Source organism: Kaistella carnis (assembly GCF_003860585.1).
GTDB classification, from domain to species: domain Bacteria; phylum Bacteroidota; class Bacteroidia; order Flavobacteriales; family Weeksellaceae; genus Kaistella; species Kaistella carnis.
The window spans coordinates 798,077-821,228 of the sequence record NZ_CP034159.1; the positions used below are offsets into that span (position 1 = coordinate 798,077).

Consider the following 23,152-nt stretch of genomic DNA (forward strand, 5'->3'; position numbering starts at 1 on the left):
AAAGTAAATTAACTTCTTAAGATTGGTAGTGTTTCACTAACTGTGTAAGTTGAAAAGTTATTCTGAAAAATTTTGAGCCTTCAAAAGCTCAAAACTTTTTCGGAAATAACTTTTTACTATTTTTAAACTTTATACAGTTATGATCGACAAAGAAGAATTATTAAACAACAAGGATTTCTACAAATCCTTCAAGAGTGGAGAAGATTTAACCTCTTTCTTCAAAACAATGCACAAACGAGCCGTAGAACATATGCTCGAAGCCGAATTAGATGACCATCTGGATACCGAGAAACATCAAAAAACAAAAGACGGAAATTATCGCAATGGCCATCAAACCAAGAAGATAAAAACCTCTTTTGGCGAAGATGAAATTAAAGTTCCGCGGGATAGGGAAAGTACTTTTGAGCCAGCCTTAGTTCCCAAAAGGCATAATATTATTGAAGGTTTGGAAAATGTTATCATCTCATTTTATGCCAAAGGAATGAGTGTAAGTGATATTGAAGATCAGATCAAGGAAATGTATGATTTTGATGTTTCAACATCCACAATATCCAGGATTACCAATGCGGTTTCCAGTGAGATTGTCGCTTGGCAAAATCGGCCACTAGAGGATTTATACCTCATTGTTTGGATGGATGGAATTGTTTTTAAAGTCCGTGAGAACTCAAAAGTTATCAACAAAACCATTTATCTTGCCGTTGGTTTAAGACGGGATGGAAGAAAAGAAGTTCTGGGAATGTGGCTTGGAAAAAACGAAAGTTCCAGTTTTTGGATGAGCGTTTTAACTGACATAAAAGCACGTGGCGTAGAAGATATACTGATCACTGCAACGGATAATCTCAATGGATTTACCCAAACTATTCGCAGTGTTTTCCCACAATCTCAAACTCAGATCTGCGTGGTGCATCAGATTAGAAATGCTTGTAAATACGTAGTTTGGAAGGACAGAAAAGCCTTTACTTCCGACATGAAACACATTTACAACGCTCCCACCAAGCAAGCCGCAGAAGCCGCCTTAAATGATTTTGCAGAAAAATGGGAATCTAAATATTCGTATGCCATCAAATCCTGGAGAGATAATTGGGATGAATTAACGGTATTTTTCGAATTTCCGGTGGAAATCCGTAAAATCATTTACACCACCAATTTAATAGAAAATCTCAACGGAAAAATAAGAAAATATACTAAAAATAAAATGTCTTTTCCTACTGATGATGCGGTTTTAAAGTCAGTTTTCCTTGCCTTAAGAGAAGCAACAAAAAAATGGACAATGCCGATTCGAGATTGGGGAATCGTATTAAATCAATTTATGCTTATATTTGAAGAAAGGCTCAAGTTATAAAAAACTCAAGTCTTAAACTTTTCAACTTACACACTTTGCGGGACAGTGTCTTAAGATTCCAAGTATATATAATTGGAAAAATATAAAAAGCCGCTTCAAGATTGAAACGGCTTTTTTATTGTATCTCTATGGAAGATTATATTAAAATCTCCAACCGAGTGTAATAAAGAAATTATCTTTCGTATTCTTTACATCCGATACTACAGCATCCGCTGATTCTACGATGTAACTATTGGAGAAATATCCTGTATTGCTGGTTGCGGAACCTGCTAAAAGAGGACTTTTATATTCTGAGCTTACATTCTGATAAGCTGCATCTATATAAAATGATTTGAAATCATAACCCAATCCTGCTCCAATTACCGAACGTTTCCCAGAAATTAAATTGTCAAAAGAGGTATTTGCAGCTGTTCCATTATCAGATAATGCAGAAATGCTCATTGAGTCAAAAGGACTTGCAGCAAAAGCATATCCTCCACGAATTCTAAAACCTTCTATTCTATATTCTGCACCTGCTTTAATTTCAGACATGCTTTTAGAATGGTCAGTAAAGAAACTATTCAATTCTGTTTCCGCGTTTCCGTAGACCTTATATTTTGGTTTTGTTAATCCCAAAGTGTAGTCTACATTTAATGAGAAGTTTTTATTCGGCACGTATGAAGCACTCAAAGTTGCTTTTAAAGGAGTAGAAAGCTTACGGTCCTCCGTGTAAGTTCCATCGATCGGGTTTTCATATTCATTATAAACTCTCGCAATTGACCACCAGGTAGGTGTTTCTAATGCAGCTCCGACTCTGAACTGAGGATTTACTTTTCCAATAACTCCCACTACCGCTGAGAAACCGTTTGAGGATTCTGAGAAAGGAGTATACTGTTTATTGTAAACATCGGTTGAATTATTTATAGTTGATGTGAAAGCAGCAGAATCATACTGATCAATCTCTGCGGAGTGAAAGTTAAGTCCTGCTCCTACATAAATTCTATTGTCATAATTCCCACCGGCTGCAATACTCATTTTAGATACATTGCCATAACGATTGTAAGCATGACCTGCAAAACTTAAATTATCAATGAGCAAATTATCTGCATCATAAATATTAAAATTCACATTATTATTTGCCGGAGTTTCTGAATAATCTTCGATGGACTCGTTTGAAAAGTTCACTCCCACATTTACAAACTTCCAAGGTGAAGTTGAATCAACTCTAAAAACAGCAACACCGCCTACATTTCCTAAGTCTGTATTGTTGACTTTATAATTTTGTACGTTCCCAGCTAATGAAGTTTCGTTTTTGTTGCTTTGAATTGCTAAGGTTCCGGAGAATTCACTCGCAATACTTACGGCAATACCTGCAGGATTTGAATTTAATACAGAAACATCACCACCCAAGGCGCCCATAGAACCAGCCATCGCATTATATTTTGACGAACCCATCAGGGCAGAATTGGAATAAACATCTACGGTATTTCGCAGAGTAGAAATATCCTGTGCGTTAACAAAATAAGCTACAGAAATTCCCAATACTAAAAAAGACTTTTTTATCATTTTAAAAATTATGCTTGATTATAAATTATCTTCTAAAACCTCCGGATGATCTTGTAGAACCTGAGCTTGAGCTTGATGATCCGCTATTAAAACCACCGCCGGTATTTCCAGATCTGAAGCCATTGTCGCTGGAATTACTTCTGTATCTAGGCTCACTACTTGGCATTGATTGTCTAGGAGTAGAGTTCTGTCTCGGGTTATTGATTTGAGGAGAAGTTCGGTATCTTGGTTGGTTGATATTAGGTTGAACTGAACGAGGATTTGTATTTCGCACATCATTGCTTCTTATATTATCATTTCTAAATCCTGAATTCTGATTTGTGTTTTGTCTAACGCCGGAGTTTGAATTACGGAATCCATTATCTGCACCACTTCTTTTATATTGAAATCTGGGTGCATTATAAGAATTGAATCCATTACCATAATAATTGTAATACGGAGCATTGTATCCATAATAGTAAGGGGAACCATAATATCCATAATAAGGATTGTAATAACCATAGAAAGGACTGTAGTAATTACTGAACGGCCCATATCCATAACCCCAAGGATTGTAGTACCCACTATATCCAAAGCCATAACTCATTCCGAATCCAAAACCGGAATACAAGCCGGATCCGTAAGGGTAACCCCAATAATCATTGTAGTAGGTATCAGTTCCTGTATAGATACCCCAATCTGAATCCTGCGCATCCTGCCAATTTTGATTTCTGTTCTCTGCATTCAGATATTTATTCTGATCATCAACCGCCTGATAATCATAATAGTCACCAATTTTATTACCGTTACTCATGACCATTCCTTCCGGAAGGGTGTCTCGGTTAGGATCGTAGTAAACTCCATCTGTTTCACTATATCCACCCATGGTTGTCATACAGGAAGATAGTAGCAAACCACCCATCACCGCTAAAACCGATTTTGATTTCAGAAGGTTGAGCACATTTTTATAAGTAATATTTTTCATGATAAGGTGAAAAAGTTTTAATTGATTTATATTTGCATTTTATACCAAAATTGTACCAATTATAGGGAACAAATTTTGAGTAAAAATACGCTTTTTAGATTAGATATTAAAAGGGATAAATAGTTAAATCAAAACATAAAAAATAATGGCAAAACTTACTTCGAGAGCCGAGGATTACAGTAAATGGTATAATGAATTAGTAGTTAACGCAGACTTGGCTGAAAATTCCGGAGTTCGTGGCTGTATGGTGATTAAACCGTATGGTTATGCAATTTGGGAAAAAATGAGAGATGAATTGGATAAACAATTCAAAGAAACTGGTCATCAAAATGCCTATTTTCCTCTCTTTATTCCGAAAAGCTATTTCGAAGCAGAAGAACAAAATGCAGAAGGTTTTGCTAAAGAATGTGCCGTAGTTACCCATTACCGACTTAAGACAGATCCTGATAATCCGAAAAAATTAATCGTAGATCCTGAGGCAAAATTAGAAGAAGAGTTAATCGTTCGTCCAACCTCGGAAGCGATTATCTGGAGTACCTATAAAAAATGGATCCAATCGTACCGCGATCTTCCAATTTTAATTAATCAATGGGCCAATGTTGTCCGTTGGGAAATGAGAACGCGTTTTTTCCTAAGAACTGCAGAGTTCCTTTGGCAAGAAGGTCATACCGCTCATGCGACCAAAGATGAAGCGATTGAAGAAACTGAAAAAATGCTACATGTCTACGCAGAATTTACAGAAAACTTCATGGCTATTCCTGTAATTAGAGGAATAAAAACTCCATCTGAAAGATTCGCGGGTGCTGATGAAACCTACTGTATTGAAGCCTTAATGCAAGATGGAAAGGCACTACAAGCTGGAACTTCTCACTTTTTAGGGCAGAATTTCGGGAAAGCTTTTGATGTAAAATTTACGACTAAAGAAGGAAAAATTGAACATGCCTGGGGAACCTCTTGGGGAACATCCACACGATTGATGGGCGCATTAATCATGACTCATTCTGATGATTTAGGATTGGTCCTTCCACCTTCATTAGCACCTATTCAAGTTGTAATTGTGCCTATTTTTAAAGGAGAAGAGCAGTTAGCTCAAATTGATGAAGTCGCTTTTGAAGTACAGGACAAATTGAAAGCTAAAGGTATTTCTGTAAAGTATGATAACAGAACAGATAATAAGCCAGGGTGGAAATTTGCAGAATATGAATTAAAAGGAGTTCCAATCAGGATTGCAATGGGAGCGCGTGATTTAGAAAATAAAACCGTAGAAATTGCAAGACGCGATAACTTAACGAAAGAGACGCAGCCTTTAGAAAATATCGAAAATTATATTGAAGAGCTTTTGAGCACCATTCAGAAAGATATTTTTGACAAAGCTTTACAGTTTAGAGATACGCATATTACAAAGGTAGATGCTTACGAAGAATTTAAAACTGTTTTAGAGGAAAAAGGTGGATTTATCGCAGCACATTGGGACGGTACTGCCGAGGAAGAAGAGCAGATCAAAAACGAAACTAAAGCCACAATTCGTTGTATTCCATTAAATAATGAACTTGAGGAAGGAATTTCTTTAATAACCGGAAAACCTAGTAAACAAAGAGTAATTTTTGCAAAAGCTTACTAAGAAATAAACGGTAAAATAATCATTTATTAATGTTAATATTTCCATAAAATTAGTGAAAATTCAATATTTTGGACTAAATATTGTATATATTTACTTATTAACTTTAAAAACAAACTATTATGGCATTAAACATTATTGATCTAATCAAAGGGCAGTTAGGTCCCGCGTTAGTTTCTCAAGCAGCATCTCAATTGGGAGAAAGTGAATCTGGAATTTCAAAAGCAATTAGCGGATTGCTGCCGGCTGTTGTTGGTGGTATGGCTAACAATGCTGACAAGCCTGAAGTACTTGATGCAATTACAGGAGCAGCTTCGAGTGGGATGTTAGGAAACCTTCTTGGTGGAGCTACAGGAAATTCATTGATTAGCTCAGTGTTATCATCTATTTTTGGTGATAAAATTGGAGCATTGGTTAATTCAATTTCTACCTTTTCAGGCGTAAGTAATTCTTCTTCAAGTTCATTATTAAGCATGGTAACTGGAGCAGCTTTAGGTTCCATTGGAAAATATGCAGCTGATAATAATATAGGAGCTTCCGGAATTACAAGTTTGCTACATGATCAAAAAGGAGTCGTCTCTTCTTTATTACCTGCTGGACTTTCTTTAGCTTCTTTAGGTTTAGGAAATGCTTTCGGTGATCACGATCCTCAAAAAGTAAAAGTTACTTCATACGACGAACCGAAAGTTGAAGTAAATAGAGGTGGTGAAACTCATGTTACCAGCACACCAAACAATAATAACGAGGGCGGATCAATTTGGAAATGGTTGTTGCCATTGCTTCTACTGGCTTTAGCAGCTTGGTTCTTATGGAAACAATGCAACAAGCCTGCAGATCAAACCGTTGTAACAAGCGATTCAACAGCAGTTGTGAGCGATACAGCGAATACCATGATGAATAATGATTCAGCAATGGTAACAGGAAGTAAAGAAATGACTGATATCGATTTGAACGGTAAACCACTTAAAGGTTACGCAAATGGATTGGAAGCATCTATGATCAACTTCTTAAAATCTGACGGTTATAAAAATGCCGCTGACGATGCTGCTTTAAGAGATACTTGGTATAATTTTGATAATGTTAATTTCAAGATGGGTTCTTCTTCTGAGTTGGAAGCTGGATCTGAAGGACAGGTTCAAAATCTTGCTGAAATCTTAAAAGCATATCCGGAAGCAAAAATTAACATCGGAGGATATACTGACAATACTGGTGATGCTGCAGTAAATAAAGCTTTGTCTCAGAAAAGAGCAGACTATATTAAAGCTGAACTCGGTAAAATGGGTGTAGGTGCACAAGTTGTTGACGCAAAAGGATACGGTAGCGAGTTTGCCACAGTTCCTGCAACAGCTTCTGATGCTGAAAGAGCAGTAGATAGAAAAATGGCAGTTAGATTTACAAAATAGATCTTAACTAAAATATAGCAATAATCCCGAATTTATTTTCGGGATTTTTTTTGTTTCATAGTTACGGATTACGTTATTTTTTTTAATTTTGTTAGACCAAGCTAACATTCGTGAACCAGTCAAATAGACCGTGGCGAAGAGAGAAACATTCGAACTCTTTACCTGAAGTATTTTCATCTATCCATATTCCTAAAGGCGCTGGTTTCTTTAAAAAACTTTTTGCCTTTGCCGGACCGGGGTTAATGATTGCAGTCGGTTATATGGATCCCGGAAACTGGGCGACCGATATTGCCGGTGGTGCACAATTCGGCTACACGCTGCTATCCGTCATATTAATCTCGAATTTGTTTGCGATGATCCTTCAGCATTTATCGTTAAAACTGGGAATCGTTGCCGAAAGAGATTTAGCACAAGCCTGTCGAGATCACTTCGGTCCAAAAACAAATTTCATCCTATGGATTCTTTGCGAAATTGCGATTGCTGCATGCGATCTGGCAGAAGTTATCGGTTCCGCGATTGCGCTGAATTTACTTTTCGGAATTCCACTCACTTGGGGAGTGGCCATTACCATTGTTGATGTCTTCATTATTCTGTTTCTTCAGGCAAAAGGGTTTCGGGTTATCGAAAGTATTGTAGCCGGTTTAACCTTTGTAATCTTAGGAAGTTTTGTTTATGAAATTATATTAAGTAAACCAGATATTTTTCCTCTCCTCAGTGGACTGGTCCCTCAGAAAGAGGTCATAACCAATCCCTCGATGCTGTATATCGCCATCGGTATTTTGGGCGCAACGGTAATGCCTCACAACTTATATCTTCACAGCAGTATCGTACAGACCAGAAATTATGAAAGAAATTATGAAGGAAAAAAAGAAGCCATAAAATTCGCGACTATTGACAGCACGGTTTCTTTGCTTATCGCATTTTTTATTAACGGAGCCATTTTAATTGTCGCCGCAGCTACTTTTCACACCACCGGAAATCATGATATCGCCGATATTCACGACGCTCATAAAATGCTCGCACCCATTCTGGGGACTACTTTTGCAAGTGTTTTCTTTGCAGTTGCTCTATTGGCTTCCGGACAGAATTCTACTTTAACAGGAACTTTGGCAGGGCAAATTGTAATGGAAGGATTTCTAAATATCCGGCTGAAACCTTGGCTGAGAAGATTAATAACGCGCTCTATCGCCGTAGTTCCCGCTTTGATTGTTACTATTTTATATGGTGAAAAAGGAACGACGGATTTACTGGTTTTAAGTCAGGTCATCTTATCGATGCAATTAAGTTTCGCCGTTATTCCGTTGGTGATGTTTACCAATTCTAAATTGAAAATGGGCGAATTCGTTAATAAACCCTGGCTGAAAATTTTGGTTTGGATTATCTCAGGAATTATTCTCCTGCTTAATCTCGTCCTACTCTATCAGACATTTCTGGGAATATAATTTAATTCTTTGTTGATAAATCTGCCGAAATGTCCTAAAGTTCCTTTTGGCAAAATCTTTGTGAAAGGTTCGTTATAAAATTTAATATTATGTCAGACAACAAAGATATTCAGGAAGAAAACTTAAATCCGCAAGACGATCTTACGCAGAATGCTCCAGAAGAAACTACTGAAAACATGACAGTAGAACCAACAGCAGAAGACCTTTTGGCAGAAGAAAAAGACCGCTACATTCGGCTTTTTGCTGAATTCGAAAATTATAAGAAAAGGACGACCAAAGAGAAAATGGAATTCTTTCAATATGCGAATCAGGATATGATGATTTCGATGTTGGATATTTTAGATGATTTCGAGCGTGCCTTAAAGGAAATTGCTAAAAACGGCAATGAAGCTGACTTATTAGGAGTAGAGCTTATTTATCAGAAATTAAAAAACAAATTAGCTGATAAAGGTTTGAAAGTAATCACAGTAAATCCTGGGGACGATTTCAATGTTGATTTCCATGAAGCTATTACACAAATACCAGCGCCAACTCCTGATTTGAAAGGAAAGATTGTAGACGTTATTGAAACTGGCTATCAGTTAGCTGACAAAGTAATCAGATTCGCAAAGGTAGTTACTGGAAACTAAAATTTAAAAATTCGAATTGTGCAGCCCGGCTTGAGTGAAGCTCATTTTTTTTCTATCGGCAAAAGCTCTGGCAAAAAAATAGCGGGAATGGAAGACGGATCAAGCTGCCCAAATAAATAACTAAAAATATTCTCAGTTCTTAGCTGAAGATAATTCATTTATAATTATTATGTCTAAAATAGATTACTACGAAATCCTGGAAGTATCTAAAAGTGCTTCTCCCGAGGAAATAAAAAAAGCCTACCGAAAAATGGCCATTAAATATCACCCGGATAAAAATCCTGGTGATAAAACTGCTGAAGAAAAGTTTAAAGAAGCTGCAGAAGCTTACGAAGTTTTGAGCGACGCAAACAAAAAAGCACGTTACGATCAATATGGTCACGCCGGAATGAACGGTGGCGGCGGCTTTGGCGGCGGCGGTTTCGGTGGTGGAATGAATATGGACGACATTTTCTCTCAATTCGGTGATATTTTCGGCGGACATTTCGGCGGTGGCGGTGGTCAGCAAAGACAACAAATGCGTGGAAGTAATTTGAGAGTAAGAATAAAACTGAATCTTGAGGAAATGGTTAATGGAACTCAGAAAACCATTAAAGTCAAGAAGATGAAACTGGCAAAAGGAGCTACTTCTAAAACTTGTACCACTTGTAATGGAACGGGAGTTCAGGTGAAAGTAATGAATACCATGTTCGGCCAAATGCAAACACAGACTCATTGTGGAACTTGTCAGGGAATCGGTAAAGTTGCCGATAAAATTCCGGCGGGTGCGAACTCGCAAGGTTTAATTAAAGAGGATGAAGAAGTAACCATCAATATTCCGGCAGGAGCAAGAGAAGGAATTCAGTTGAATGTTCGTGGTAAAGGAAACGATGCACCATTCGGCGGAACTCCGGGAGATTTACTTGTAGTTGTAGAGGAAGAAGTTGATGCCACAATTAAAAGAGAAGGTGATAATCTTCATCAGGAATTATATATTTCTTTCGCTGAAGCGGCTTTGGGAACGCATAAAGAAATCCCGACCGTTGGCGGAAAAGTTAAAATAAAAGTAGATGCGGGAACGCAGTCTGGAAAGATTTTAAGACTTTCTAAAAAAGGTTTACCCAGCATCGACAGTTACGGAACCGGTGATATGTTTGTTCACATCAATGTGTGGACGCCACAAAATCTTTCGAAAGAACAAAAAGAATTTTTTGAAAAACAATTGGCAAATGGGGAAATGCAAGCGGAACCATCCGGAAAAGAAAAAACATTCTTCGAAAAAGTTAGAGACTTATTCGATTGAAAATAAAAAAAGAGGACACTGTCCCGCAAAGTGTGTAAGTTGAAAAGTTTAAGACTTGAGTTTTTTATAACTTGAGCCTTTCTTCAAATATAAGCATAAATTGATTTAATACGATTCCCCAATCTCGAATCGGCATTGTCCATTTTTTTGTTGCTTCTCTTAAGGCAAGGAAAACTGACTTTAAAACCGCATCATCAGTAGGAAAAGACATTTTATTTTTAGTATATTTTCTTATTTTTCCGTTGAGATTTTCTATTAAATTGGTGGTGTAAATGATTTTACGGATTTCCACCGGAAATTCGAAAAATACCGTTAATTCATCCCAATTATCTCTCCAGGATTTGATGGCATACGAATATTTAGATTCCCATTTTTCTGCAAAATCATTTAAGGCGGCTTCTGCGGCTTGCTTGGTGGGAGCGTTGTAAATGTGTTTCATGTCGGAAGTAAAGGCTTTTCTGTCCTTCCAAACTACGTATTTACAAGCATTTCTAATCTGATGCACCACGCAGATCTGAGTTTGAGATTGTGGGAAAACACTGCGAATAGTTTGGGTAAATCCATTGAGATTATCCGTTGCAGTGATCAGTATATCTTCTACGCCACGTGCTTTTATGTCAGTTAAAACGCTCATCCAAAAACTGGAACTTTCGTTTTTTCCAAGCCACATTCCCAGAACTTCTTTTCTTCCATCCCGTCTTAAACCAACGGCAAGATAAATGGTTTTGTTGATAACTTTTGAGTTCTCACGGACTTTAAAAACAATTCCATCCATCCAAACAATGAGGTATAAATCCTCTAGTGGCCGATTTTGCCAAGCGACAATCTCACTGGAAACCGCATTGGTAATCCTGGATATTGTGGATGTTGAAACATCAAAATCATACATTTCCTTGATCTGATCTTCAATATCACTTACACTCATTCCTTTGGCATAAAATGAGATGATAACATTTTCCAAACCTTCAATAATATTATGCCTTTTGGGAACTAAGGCTGGCTCAAAAGTACTTTCCCTATCCCGCGGAACTTTAATTTCATCTTCGCCAAAAGAGGTTTTTATCTTCTTGGTTTGATGGCCATTGCGATAATTTCCGTCTTTTGTTTTTTGATGTTTCTCGGTATCCAGATGGTCATCTAATTCGGCTTCGAGCATATGTTCTACGGCTCGTTTGTGCATTGTTTTGAAGAAAGAGGTTAAATCTTCTCCACTCTTGAAGGATTTGTAGAAATCCTTGTTGTTTAATAATTCTTCTTTGTCGATCATAACTGTATAAAGTTTAAAAATAGTAAAAAGTTATTTCCGAAAAAGTTTTGAGCTTTTGAAGGCTCAAAATTTTTCAGAATAACTTTTCAACTTACACAGTTAGTGAAACACTACCAAAAAGAGATTTCGAAAGGAATCTCTTTTTCATTATACTATTTTGTTAAAGGCCTAAGATTTATTAGTCTTTATATTTAGCATCACGCCGCCAACTACCAGAATATCTGTTCCCGTAATAAACCTTGCCTTGTCACTGACTAAAAAATGAACGACATCTGCGATATCTTCAGGTTTTCCATTTCTTTGTAAAGGGGTTGCTTTTTTAATCATCTCCATTCTTTCAGGATGTTCTTCTGCTGCTTTCAAAGCCATGGGAGTCTCGATAACTCCGGGAGAAACACTTACAATTCTGGCTCTTTTCTGTCCCCATTTATTTGCATTTTTCTGAATGAGTAACTGAACACCACGTTTTGCAAAATTGTACATCACATCTGAACTTCCGCCAACAAACCGACTCACTGTTTCGAAAGAACCGGACTCTTGTGGATTCATTAATGCCTTATAATATTCTGCGTTGGGTGCAACATCATGTCCCATCATCGAAGAAAGTAGCACAGCAACAGAATTTTCAGTAGCTAAATCATAAAATGCGTCAACCAATATTTCTGAGGCAACCAAGTCAATATCGTATATTTTCTTTAAATCTTTTACAGTTCCACTCACGCCGGCAGTATGAACCAGTGCTTTAAAAGAACCATTTTCCGCGGTGAATTTCACCAATTTGTTAACATCATTTTTGTGATATCGCAGGAGACACCCACTGCATCATATCCTTCTCCTTTCAAATGTTCAACTGATCGATTAACCAAATCCTGAGAGTAATCGGTGATAATTAATTTTTCATTTTTAAAGGTTTTTGCACAAGTTGAACCAATTCCACCCGCTCCACGAGTAACTACGATAACTTGTTTTTGAGAATCTATTTTGAGAATTTTTAAGTTAATGAGGTATTATTATGTTTACTAAATTATTTAAAGTTCCTGACAACTTTCCTGGAAGCGACATGATTTAATTCTCTACTTGAATTTTTTTATTTGAAAAATAGAATTAGATGCTAAGAATTATCTTGTACTTTAAAAATTACAATCTAAACAATTAATAAACTAATTAGGAATTTAAGCGATTTTTAAAACCGCAAAACAGAAAGTTCTGCGTGGTACCAAATGGCGTTTGGTGGTCTTCTAAAACAGAATCTATCTTATCAAATTTTTCCTCAAAAGTTGAAGTCAATTTTTCTTGGCTGTATTGACTGATTTCTAAACCGCTGCATTTTAAAGGACCATTCTCAGAAAAGGTTCCGATGATTAAAAAGCCATCAACAGACTTGTTGACAATGGATTTATATTTTTCGATTTCTTCGTCAGTTGTTAAAAAATGAAAAGCAGCGCGATCATGCCAAACGTCATAAGTTTCTGTTGGCTCAAAATCCAGAATATCGCTGACAATCCAGGTTACTTTTTTTGCTTTTTCAACTAAACGTATTTTTGCTTTCTCCAGGGCATTTTCAGAAATATCGAGAACAGTAATATTTTCAAAACCTTGGTTTAATAAATGATCAACCAACTTGCTGTCTCCTCCACCGATGTCTATGATTTTCGCAGATTTATCTAAACCAAATGAATGAATAAAAGCCAAAGAAGTTTTCGGAATTTCCTGCGTCCAACTTACTTCATCCGGGTTTTTGGTTTCGTACACGGTTTCCCAGTGTTTCTTTCTCTGTACATTCATTTATTTAGTATTAAAATTTAATTTATTTACTCTTAGAAAATTGCTCGTTAAAAAATTATTTACCTTTAAAGCAACAACCAAATGTAAATCTTTATTTCGAAATTTTAAATCCTAAATTCTCAACGGTTTTCTTTGCAATATTGTGATCATTCTCCCCACTTCCACCTCCAGAAATTCCTATACTTCCAATCAGATCGCCATCTTTAAAAATAGGCATTCCGCCACCAAGCAGTAAAAGTTCCGGTAAAGTATTAAGGTTGCGGGCATCCGTACTTTTAGCCGCATTATTCATTAAATCCCAAGAGGCGTTTTTGGTAGAAAATGAAGTGTAGGCTTTTCTGCGAGACGCTTCTGTATTATGAGGTCCAACATTATCTCCTTTTAATAACAATAAAACAACTCCGGAATTATTCAAAACTGCGATTGAAACTTTCTTGTCTATTTTTTGGGCTTCAGCATTGGCTTCTTTCGCTAACCTTAATGCTCCTTCCTGATTTAGGGAACTTGATTTTTCAACATATTGAGCAGAAAACATCAAACTTAACATTAATAAAAACGCACTGAAAATACTTTTCTTACTATTCATTATTTAAATTTTAGATTTTAAAGAACAAAACTACATCAATAACACAGAAAGACTTTTACAAATTAAAAATTCCAGTGATAGATAAATAGAATATCAATCTTCAAACTGTACTCCCTACTTTTTAGGACAACAATTCAAGCACAGCACTCCCAAAATTGTCTAAAATTCACTACTTTTGTGCTACCTTAATTTTAAAATTAAAAATCAAATATAATGGCAGAAAAATCTAAAATCGTCTATACTTTGACAGACGAGGCGCCGATGCTGGCAACTCATTCCTTTTTACCTGTTGTACAAGCGTTTACCAAAACTGCAGACATCGAAATTGTACCAAAAGACATTTCACTTGCTGGAAGAATCTTGGCAAATTTCTCAGAATATCTGAAAGACGATCAGAAAGTAGAAGATGCCCTGGCCGAACTGGGTCAACTGGCAACTACTCCAGATGCAAACATTATTAAACTTCCGAATATTTCAGCCTCTGTTCCCCAGTTAGATGAAGCCATTGCTGAATTACAAAAACACGGTTTTGCTCTACCTAATTATCCGGCTGAACCGAAAAATGAAGAAGAAGAAAAAATTAAAAATACCTACGCGAAAGTTCTTGGTAGTGCCGTAAATCCAGTTCTACGAGAAGGAAATTCTGACCGTAGAGCACCAAAAGCAGTTAAGAATTACGCAAAAGCAAATCCGCACCGAATGGGCGATTGGTCTGCAGATTCTAAAACAACTGTTGCCAATATGACCAGCGGAGATTTTTATGGGACTGAAAAATCAGTAACTGTTGAAAATGATTCGCAATTTAAAATTGAGTTCTTTGGAAATGATGGTTCTGTAAAAGAACTGAAAGGACTTTCACCTTTGAAAGCCGGAGAAATTATTGATTCATCTGTAATGAGTCTTTCTTCATTGAAAGGTTTTGTTGCTGATGCAATGGCAGAAGCAAAAGCAGCGAACGTTCTTCTTTCCGGACATTTAAAAGCAACGATGATGAAGGTTTCTGATCCAATTATTTTTGGAGCAATTGTAGAGACTTATTTCAAAGATGTTTTCGCAAAATATAAAGATACTTTCAACGAATTAGATATTAATCCAAACTTCGGATTAGCTACACTTTTCGAAAAAATTTCCGGTCATCCAAAAGAAGCAGAAATTAAAGCGGATATCGCTAAAACGATTGAGAACGGACCAAGAATCGCGATGGTAAACTCCGATAAAGGAATTACCAATTTCCATGTTTCTTCTGATGTTATTGTTGATGCTTCTATGGCGGCTTTAATTAGAGGCGGCGGTAAAATGTGGAACGCAGAAGGAAAAGAAGAAGATACAGTTGCCATGATTCCGGACAGATGTTATGCAGGTTTCTATCAGGCGGCAATTGAAGATATGAAGAAAAATGGCCCACTTGATCCAAGAACAATGGGTTCTGTTCCAAATGTTGGATTGATGGCTCAGAAAGCTGAAGAGTACGGATCTCACGATAAAACTTTCCAATTGAGTGCAGACGGAACGGTAAAAGTTTCTGATGCTGATGGAAATGTATTTATGGAACAGCCTGTTCAGGCTGGCGATGTTTTCAGAATGTGTCAGGCGAAAGATGCCCCGATTCAGGATTGGGTAAAATTGGCCGTGAACAGAGCGAGATTATCTGATACACCGGCAGTTTTCTGGTTAGATGATAAAAGAGCGCACGACCGCGAAATGATAAAGAAAGTTGAGAAATATCTGAAAGATTACGACACAACCGGTCTTGATATTCGCATTATGAATATCGAAGATGCGATGACTTTTACTTTAGAAAGAATTAGAAAAGGTTTAGATACGATTTCAGTTTCTGGAAATGTTTTGAGAGATTATTTGACTGACCTCTTCCCTATTTTAGAATTAGGAACTTCAGCAAAAATGCTTTCGATTGTTCCGTTAATGAATGGTGGTGGATTATTTGAAACAGGCGCCGGAGGTTCTGCTCCGAAACATATCCAGCAATTTATTGAAGAAGGATATTTGCGTTGGGATTCTTTAGGAGAATTCATGGCGTTACAAGCGAGTTTAGAACATTTGGCTCAAACTCAAAATAATGAAAAGGCGCAGATTTTAGCAGATGCTTTAGATGTAGCGAATGAAAAATTCCTAGCGAATGATAAATCACCTTCCAGAAGAATCGGGTCAATCGATAACAGAGGTTCTCACTTCTATTTAGCGATGTATTGGGCAGAAGCATTAGCAACACAAACGAAGAACGCTGAAATGGCAGCAATCTTCGCTCCAGTGGCAAAAGCAATGCAAGATCAGGAAACAAAAATTAATGAAGAGTTAATTGGTGCTCAAGGAAAACCGCAGGATATTGGTGGATATTACCAACCTAATTTTGCGAAAACTGATGAGGCAATGCGTCCTTCTACAACCTTAAATGCTATTATCAACGGAATCTAATATCTTACAATTTTAGATATACAAAAAAAAATCGCTCCAAATTGGAGCGATTTTTTTGCTTAATTAGCTGATTTTCTGCGCTTAAAATTTAATTGACTAATTTTGTTTTAAACTAAAAACACCTATCATGAAAAAATTAATGTTGAGCGCAGCAGCTTTAGTGCTGTTCTGCTGTTCCAAAGAGGAATCGAAGCAAGAAGCAAAATCGGGCGGACTTTCCGATGTTGTTTCAAACGTAAAAAACTACAGCAAAATTAACAGTTCTGTTCAAGATGTTTCTAAAAATATTGAAACATTAAAGAAAATGACTCCGCTTACGAATGAGGAGCTTAAAGCACTGTTGCCGGAAGAAATACTCGGTTTGAAAAGAAAAGAACTTTCTGTAGGCGACAACGCAATGATGCAACTCGCCAGTGCAGAAGCCAAATACAGTGATGGAGATCAAAAGAAAATTAAACTGGAAATTATGGATGGCGCAGGGGAAACTGGAAGTGTCATGGTCTCGATTCTGATGATGAGTTTCAACATGAATAAAGAGAAAATTACGGAAACCGGTTATGAAAAAACCGCTGAAATAAATGGCAACAAAGCGATCATTAAAGAAAATAGTGGCGAAAACTATGTGAATTCAAGTATTCAGATGGTGGCTAAAAACCGGTACTTAATAACCTTAACAGGGGATGGAATTTCCTATGATGACCTGGAAAAAGCGCTGAACCAACTGAAGCTTTCGCAATTGAAATAAATTAAAGACTTCTAGTAAAGAATAAAACTTCCTGAATTGCTCGGGAAGTTTTTGTTTTTAAAAATCTTCAGTGTTTTAATTTTTCAATTCTTAAAACTACTTTAGATTCTTCGCTATCTGTGATATTTGAGAAATATATTTCCCATAATATCTTTTAAACCACCAGATTCCTACAAAATACAGCAACAGCAGAGTGAATACACATAATCCTAAAAAAGTCAGTATAAATTCAAGTCCCTGAATAATTTTAAGGCTTGGAGTAAACTCAAAAATCAACAACATCTCACAAACTACAAACGGCACAAATGAAAGATAAAATGATAGATAATACTGTTCGTTCAATTTGAATTGATAACACAAATCTTTTAAACTATCTGCCGTATTTAAATTCACTGAGGTTAGATTTTTATACAAATTAAAAAACTTGAAAAAGTAAAAACTCGTCACCAACATTTGCGCAGAAACTAAAGTAATTACATAGACTTTGAATTTGAAAATGTACATATCTTTTAATATAAAGAAAGCAATGATTAAAAGAAACATCACCACAGTATACCAAAATTCCATGCGCATATTATTACGAATTCTTTCCAGCGGAAGATTAATTTGCTTTTGTTTTTCAGTAGAAATCTCCGGTGTTTCAGCAATTTCTTCTTTATCCCAAATATTTTTTAATTGATCTAATTCCATGATGTTGAATTTAAATAAGTTGTTTTAGTTTTTCCTTTGCACGATTCAGTTTCACTCTTGCATTGACTTCTGTAATTCCCATATTTTCTGCGATTTCCTTTCCGGAATAATCCTGCAGATAATAAAAGATAAGTGCTTTATCGATTTCATTCAATTGCTGAATTGCTTTGTACATTTTCGCCAGTTTCTTTTCCTGATCATCATTGTAATCATCAGCAACAATTTTAAATTTGTCAACTTCATAATTTTGAATGAAACTTCGCTTCTTTTCGGACTTTAAAAATATAATCGCTGTATTCAAAGCAACCCGATACAGCCATGTGGAAAACTGACTTTTGCCTTCAAAAGTTGGATAGGCTTTCCAAACCTGAAAAGTAATTTCCTGGAACAGATCCTTTTGGTCGTCAAAATTATCCATATACATTTTAGAAATTTTGAAAATCACGCCTTTGTGTTTTTCTATTTTTTCTAAAAATTCTTTTTCCAGTGAAGACATATTTGAGTAATCTAAAAAGTTAGTAGCGAATTGATATTTTTGTTACACAAAACTTCAAATAAAATCTAAGAAAGTAAAAACCCTTTCTGCACAAAAAGCAAAAAGGGTTTTCTATATAATTATCGATTTATTTCGTGTTCTTACAACATCTTTAAATTGTTAACTTCAAGATCATTCAAGATTCTCCAGTGACCACGTTTGATATTTTTCTTGGTTAAACCTGCAAACATTACGCGATCGAGCAGTTCCACTTCATATCCCAATTTCTGGAAAATACGACGTACTACTCTATTCCAGCCAATATGAATTTCAATTCCCACCTCATTTTTAGGTTTACCTTCAATGTAGGAAATACTATCAACAACGGCAATTCCTTCTTCTAAACGAACACCTTCCGCGATTGCATTTAAGTCGGCTCTATCCAGCTTACGATCTAAACTTACATGATAAATCTTTTTCATTTCAAAAGAGGGATGCGTTAACTTCTTCGTCATATGACCATCATTCGTTAACAAAATTACGCCCGTTGTAGAACGGTCTAATCTTCCCACCGGAAATAATCGGTAAGGCGACGCGTTCGCAACCAGATCCATTACAGTTTTACGAGCTTTATCGTCTTTTGTTGTAGAAATATATCCTTTCGGTTTGTTCAATAAAACATACACTGGTTTTTCAGGAGTAATTCCCTGTCCGTCGAAGATTACTTTATCGACTTTTTGTACCTGATAACCCATTTCGGTCACTACCTGACCGTTCACCTGAACAAGTCCTTGCGTAATTAATTCATCTGCCTCTCTTCGGGAACAAATTCCTGAATTTGCTATATATTTATTTAAACGAATGGTTTCTTTTGGAACTTCTTTGGATAATTTCTCCAATCGTCTTTTCTGCACATATGAGCGGGTTCTTTCCGCGTCATCAACTGGAACAAAAGGTTTTTTATAGGCCTTTTTTACTCCAGATTTTGAAGGATCTTTTTCAAACTTACTGCTGCTGTCAAAAGATTTACCAATTCTTTTTCCCATTTTACGAGAAGCCGGTTTATCAAAAGTTTTCTCGTACGATTTCGCTTCTGACTGAGACATTAACCTCGGTTCTCTTGGTGCTTTTGGCTCTTTCGGTTCTTTTTTCTCCTCCTGTTTTTCAGCACGTGGACGAGCAGATTTTGTTGCACGTGGCTTGGCTGAACTTCCTGCATTAGAAATTTTGCTTATACGTTGTGGCTTATTTTTTTTATTGTTGTCTCTGCTCATGTTCTGAAAAATTTATCTGCAAAGATAAGATATTTTTCACGTGTTCCAATATAGCAATTTCCGTAGTCTTATTTAAGTAAAAGATTTTCGTTGCCTGATAAAAGAAATTTTAAATAAATAGAAATTTGTGGAATTATTTTCGGGAAATTTTAAGAAAAATAATGTTGATTGATTCCATTGGCGAGCATCGAAATGATACCAACAAAAATCCAGATCCTCAACATGTTTAAGTTGATGAATTTAGAATTTTTGGTCTTATTCAGCACGAAAAAAACAGAAATAATCTGAACAAAAATACTGAACCCAAAATAATAACTCATGATACTTTTTAGTCCAACTTTAATTATGATCATTCCGGTAGAAACTTGCGCAGCCAGAAGAAGCAACACGATAACGGTATCAGTAATCCGGGAACTGAATGTATTTGCAATTGTCTGATAGCCGAATATTTTATCCGCATTTTTGGTTAAGGTATCTTTCAGAACATCAATAATTAAAAGCATTAAAAAGATGAAAAGAGACATCAACAAAATATAAAAAGAAAAGGTGCGATAATAAACAAGCATCCCAAAGAAGGGATAAAGTGAAAGACCTACAAAAGTTAGATTGTTCACAATCATGATCTTACTCAATTTATGACTGTAGAGCCACATCAAAAACTGATAAACCAGAAAGAAAAAGAAAACCCGCATCGAAATCATAGCGGCAATGCTCAAAGATACTAAATTAAGGATCAGGTAGGCGTAAAGAAAATATTTCTGTTTTAAAAAATTCTGAATTCTGGTACGGAAAGGCTTTGTAACCTGATCCTTTTCTCTGTCATAAAATTGATTGATAATTCCGCCGGCAAGAATGCTGAGAATGGAGCAGAAAATGATACCGTGTGCTTTAAAATCGAAAACGAACTTAATGAGACTTTCTTCCTGATTAAAAAGGAAAAACGTTGACACATATAAAGCGAAAGTAAGGAGCAAAGTCACGAAAACCCGTGCGCCCATCAAGAAGGCAATAAACTGGGATAACCGATAAAGCAAGGGATTTTTCATGAATCGTAAAGTCACAAACTTCGAAATTAAAAATGATTTTTAGATTGGTGGTTTTCGATTCTCATTCAACAGTTAAAACCTGTAGATGACTTCTTTGTGGAAACCTTCCAGCATCTTTTCTGCTTTTTTGTAATCTTTGGTGAAGCCTAAGATATAACCTCCGCCTCCACTGCCACAAAGTTTCAGATAATAAGCATTTGTATCTAAACCTTTTTTCCACGCATTATAAATACTTTCCGGGATCATCGGTTTGAAATGTTCGTACGCCCAAACCGAGAGACTTTTTAAATTTCTAAAAAGCGGATTCATTTCTTTTTTCAAAAATGCATCGATGCACGCATTATTGTAACGAATGAATTCTTCTTTCATGGTTTTGCGAAAGCCCTCCGTTTTCATTTTTTCAAAGAAAATCTGAACCATGGGACCGGTTTCACCTGTCATTCCGGAATCAATGAGGAAAATTGCTCCTTTTCCTTCATGACTTTCAGGAATAGAAACTTTATCTACATTTTCTTTATTCTCTATAAGAATGGGAAGATTCATGTAACAAATCAGGGGATCAATACCAGAGCTTTTGCCATGAAAATAACTTTCCATTTCGCCAAAAACTTTTTTAAGTTCCTTGAGCTGATCTTTAGAAATATGTTCGGGAAGATAGGTTTTTACTGAATATTTTTCGAAAATTGCGGCTACCAAAGCACCCGAACTCCCAACACCATAACCTTGCGGGATATTAGAATCAAAGAACAGTCCTTTTTTAAGATCCTTTTGCAGTTTAGAAATATTGAGTTTGAATGAATCAGGCAAATTAAGACTTCCTAAATAATCTGCATATTTCTGAAGGGAAATATTTGATGTCTTTTCAAAATCACTTTCCAAATCAGAAAATTTCAATGTTCCTTTGTAGAAACTATACGGCAAAGTTAATCCCTGCGAATCTTCGATAATACCGTATTCACCGAATAAAAGAATTTTAGCGTAAAATAAAGGATTGGCCATTTAATATTTTAGGATGTTCGTTATCAAGTGCAAATTTACAATTTTCTGGCGGTTAAATCGCTTTGTTGCTTAAACAATTTTTAAGCCAATATATTGATAATAGTGTACTTAAATACTATTCTTTTGTTTATCGGTTTTCAACTTTAAGAATCTGATCAGAATTAATCCTACTAAGAAAAACACAGACATGGACAAAGCTGAAAAACGCATGTTATGATACTTGTCGATCATTGTGGCAAAAATGAAGGTACCGATAATGATGGCAATTTTCTCCAGTACATCATAAAAACTGAAATAAGTCGTATTATCCATACTGTTTTCAGGCAAAAGCTTAGAGTAAGTAGAACGGGACATCGCCTGTAAACCACCCATTACCAGACCGATTATTGCGGCAACTGCATAAAACTGATATTCAACATTTGGATTTTCTTTGTTAAGGAAATAGGCTGATAAACATGCCACGATCCAAAGAATAATTGCGATTGAAATGACATTTTTGTTACCAATTCTACGAGATAACTTAGAGAAAAGTACCGCTCCAATGATTGCTTCAATTTGAATAACGAGCAATGTTAAAATTAAGCGATCTTGCTCTAAATTTATTTCACTTTTTCCAAACAGGGTTGCCATTAGAAAGATCGTCTGCATTCCAACACTATAAAAGAAGAAACTCGATAAGAAGAATTTTAAATTATGATCTTTAAATAAAGTATTGCCCACTTTGAACAATTCTTTAAAACTCTGTTTCGCAACATCGATATAGAATTTAATATTATCTTTCAAAACCTCGAAAATCCCACCACTTTCTTCATGTTTTTCGAAGATATTTTTATAATTGAGCAGAACAAGATCTTTTGGCAACTGCTCCTTAATATTACCAAACTGTGGTAAATGTTTGAAGGTATATTGAGAAAAACCAAACCACCAAGCACCAGTCAGAAGAAAAGAAATACGGGTGTACATTTTTGCTTGCTCAGCATCTTTTGCAAAAACCTGAATTAAAACTAAACAGATAATCACCAAAACTACAGAACCCAAATAACCGTAAACATATCCCTTCGCCGACAAAGCATCCTGTTTATCCGGCGTTGCAATATCGGGTAAAAATGAATTATAAAAAACCAAACTGCCCCAGAAACCAACACTTGCGGTGATGCTAAATAGCAAGCCGAGAAAGACATTTTGCATTCCTGTAAACATGGCTAAACCCATACATGAAGTCGCGCCCAAATAACAAAAAAATTGCAGAAATGACTTTTTATTCCCAATCGTATCCGCCAAAGAAGAAAGAAAAGGGGAAAGTAAAACGACAATTAAAAAGGAGATGGTCAAGGAATATCCATAGATTGCATCAGGTTGATATTCTTTTCCAAAAATTGTAATCAGATGACGAACCGGAACTGTAATCCACTGTCCCGTCTCTTTTACGTATTCGGTTTTCTCAGACGCGGTAGTTAGAATGGAATAATAGATCGGAAAAATAGTGGAAGTAATAACCAGTGAGTACACCGAATTTGCCCAATCATACAAAGCCCAAGCTTTCATGATCTTGGGATTATTCTTAATATTTTGGTTTTGTAGAGGTTCGTTTTCTGGCATGTTGATGTAATTAATGGAACAAAAATAA

The 23,152-nt window shown here is 36.1% G+C and carries 21 protein-coding genes; 8 read left to right on the forward strand and 13 right to left on the reverse strand.

Going from position 1 to position 23,152, the window contains the following annotated elements:
• Positions 1-139 precede the first annotated feature (139 nt).
• The gene (locus tag EIB73_RS03565; protein ID WP_125021533.1) at positions 140-1,342 is read left to right on the forward strand and encodes an IS256 family transposase; all 1,203 of its coding nucleotides are present in this window, start codon (positions 140-142) and stop codon (positions 1,340-1,342) included.
• A 141-nt stretch (positions 1,343-1,483) separates the two neighbouring features.
• Here the strand turns inward: EIB73_RS03565 and EIB73_RS03570 are convergent, their stop codons facing one another.
• A complete protein-coding gene (locus EIB73_RS03570) occupies positions 1,484-2,887 on the reverse strand; it encodes an OmpP1/FadL family transporter (RefSeq protein ID WP_125022704.1) in 1,404 nt (467 codons plus the stop codon).
• Between the two features lie 25 nt (positions 2,888-2,912).
• Positions 2,913-3,851, reverse strand: a complete 939-nt coding sequence (locus EIB73_RS03575) for a prolyl-tRNA synthetase (protein ID WP_125022706.1) — start codon at positions 3,849-3,851, stop codon at positions 2,913-2,915.
• A 145-nt stretch (positions 3,852-3,996) separates the two neighbouring features.
• Between EIB73_RS03575 and proS the strand changes: the two genes are divergently transcribed.
• The 5 genes from proS (at position 3,997) to dnaJ (ending at position 10,225) form a co-directional block, all read left to right on the forward strand.
• Complete coding sequence (proS, locus tag EIB73_RS03580) at positions 3,997-5,472, forward strand: proline--tRNA ligase (protein WP_125022708.1); 1,476 nt, start codon at positions 3,997-3,999, stop codon at positions 5,470-5,472.
• A gap of 119 nt (positions 5,473-5,591) precedes the next feature.
• Positions 5,592-6,872, forward strand: a complete 1,281-nt coding sequence (locus tag EIB73_RS03585; protein ID WP_125022710.1) for an OmpA family protein — start codon at positions 5,592-5,594, stop codon at positions 6,870-6,872.
• Between the two features lie 110 nt (positions 6,873-6,982).
• A complete protein-coding gene (locus tag EIB73_RS03590) occupies positions 6,983-8,314 on the forward strand; it encodes an Nramp family divalent metal transporter (protein WP_125022712.1) in 1,332 nt (443 codons plus the stop codon).
• Positions 8,315-8,403: 89 nt separating this feature from the next.
• On the forward strand, positions 8,404-8,943 hold the full coding sequence (locus tag EIB73_RS03595) for a nucleotide exchange factor GrpE (RefSeq protein ID WP_125022714.1): 540 nt from the start codon (positions 8,404-8,406) through the stop codon (positions 8,941-8,943).
• Between the two features lie 169 nt (positions 8,944-9,112).
• Positions 9,113-10,225 (forward strand): molecular chaperone DnaJ, encoded by a 1,113-nt coding sequence (gene dnaJ / locus EIB73_RS03600; RefSeq protein WP_125022716.1) that lies wholly within the window; start codon positions 9,113-9,115, stop codon positions 10,223-10,225.
• A gap of 64 nt (positions 10,226-10,289) precedes the next feature.
• On the opposite strand, the gene EIB73_RS03605 is transcribed toward dnaJ, so the two are convergent.
• The 5 genes from EIB73_RS03605 to EIB73_RS03620 all read right to left on the reverse strand — a co-directional run bounded on the left by EIB73_RS03605 (position 10,290) and on the right by EIB73_RS03620 (position 13,824).
• On the reverse strand, positions 10,290-11,492 hold the full coding sequence (locus EIB73_RS03605; RefSeq protein ID WP_125021533.1) for an IS256 family transposase: 1,203 nt from the start codon (positions 11,490-11,492) through the stop codon (positions 10,290-10,292).
• Positions 11,493-11,660: 168 nt separating this feature from the next.
• Positions 11,661-12,266 (reverse strand): SDR family oxidoreductase, encoded by a 606-nt coding sequence (locus EIB73_RS03610; protein ID WP_228411307.1) that lies wholly within the window; start codon positions 12,264-12,266, stop codon positions 11,661-11,663.
• The gene (locus EIB73_RS15115; protein WP_317132714.1) at positions 12,263-12,493 is read right to left on the reverse strand and encodes an SDR family NAD(P)-dependent oxidoreductase; all 231 of its coding nucleotides are present in this window, start codon (positions 12,491-12,493) and stop codon (positions 12,263-12,265) included. Before EIB73_RS15115 ends, EIB73_RS03610 begins: the two co-directional genes overlap by 4 nt.
• 163 nt (positions 12,494-12,656) lie before the next feature.
• Positions 12,657-13,277, reverse strand: coding sequence for a class I SAM-dependent methyltransferase (locus tag EIB73_RS03615; protein WP_125022718.1), 621 nt, complete (start codon positions 13,275-13,277; stop codon positions 12,657-12,659).
• A gap of 91 nt (positions 13,278-13,368) precedes the next feature.
• Positions 13,369-13,824: a heme-binding protein gene (locus tag EIB73_RS03620; RefSeq protein ID WP_228411309.1), complete on the reverse strand. Its 456-nt coding sequence runs from the start codon at positions 13,822-13,824 to the stop codon at positions 13,369-13,371.
• A 252-nt stretch (positions 13,825-14,076) separates the two neighbouring features.
• Here EIB73_RS03620 and EIB73_RS03625 point away from each other — a divergent pair, with 252 nt between their 5' ends.
• Together EIB73_RS03625 and EIB73_RS03630 are read left to right on the forward strand one after the other, a co-directional pair.
• A complete protein-coding gene (locus EIB73_RS03625) occupies positions 14,077-16,296 on the forward strand; it encodes an NADP-dependent isocitrate dehydrogenase (protein WP_125022722.1) in 2,220 nt (739 codons plus the stop codon).
• Positions 16,297-16,423: 127 nt separating this feature from the next.
• Positions 16,424-17,041: a hypothetical protein gene (locus tag EIB73_RS03630; RefSeq protein WP_125022724.1), complete on the forward strand. Its 618-nt coding sequence runs from the start codon at positions 16,424-16,426 to the stop codon at positions 17,039-17,041.
• A gap of 96 nt (positions 17,042-17,137) precedes the next feature.
• Here the strand turns inward: EIB73_RS03630 and EIB73_RS03635 are convergent, their stop codons facing one another.
• From EIB73_RS03635 to EIB73_RS03660, 6 genes are all read right to left on the reverse strand, one after another.
• A complete protein-coding gene (locus EIB73_RS03635; RefSeq protein WP_125022726.1) occupies positions 17,138-17,731 on the reverse strand; it encodes a hypothetical protein in 594 nt (197 codons plus the stop codon).
• 10 nt (positions 17,732-17,741) lie between these two features.
• On the reverse strand, positions 17,742-18,227 hold the full coding sequence (locus EIB73_RS03640) for an RNA polymerase sigma factor (protein WP_125022728.1): 486 nt from the start codon (positions 18,225-18,227) through the stop codon (positions 17,742-17,744).
• 140 nt (positions 18,228-18,367) lie between these two features.
• A complete protein-coding gene (locus EIB73_RS03645) occupies positions 18,368-19,480 on the reverse strand; it encodes a pseudouridine synthase (RefSeq protein WP_228411272.1) in 1,113 nt (370 codons plus the stop codon).
• Positions 19,481-19,629: 149 nt separating this feature from the next.
• The gene (locus EIB73_RS03650) at positions 19,630-20,526 is read right to left on the reverse strand and encodes a UbiA family prenyltransferase (protein ID WP_125022729.1); all 897 of its coding nucleotides are present in this window, start codon (positions 20,524-20,526) and stop codon (positions 19,630-19,632) included.
• Positions 20,527-20,598: 72 nt separating this feature from the next.
• Positions 20,599-21,525, reverse strand: coding sequence for a mevalonate kinase family protein (locus EIB73_RS03655; RefSeq protein WP_125022731.1), 927 nt, complete (start codon positions 21,523-21,525; stop codon positions 20,599-20,601).
• Between the two features lie 108 nt (positions 21,526-21,633).
• On the reverse strand, positions 21,634-23,124 hold the full coding sequence (locus tag EIB73_RS03660) for an MFS transporter (protein WP_125022733.1): 1,491 nt from the start codon (positions 23,122-23,124) through the stop codon (positions 21,634-21,636).
• Between the last annotated feature and the right edge of the window lie 28 nt (positions 23,125-23,152).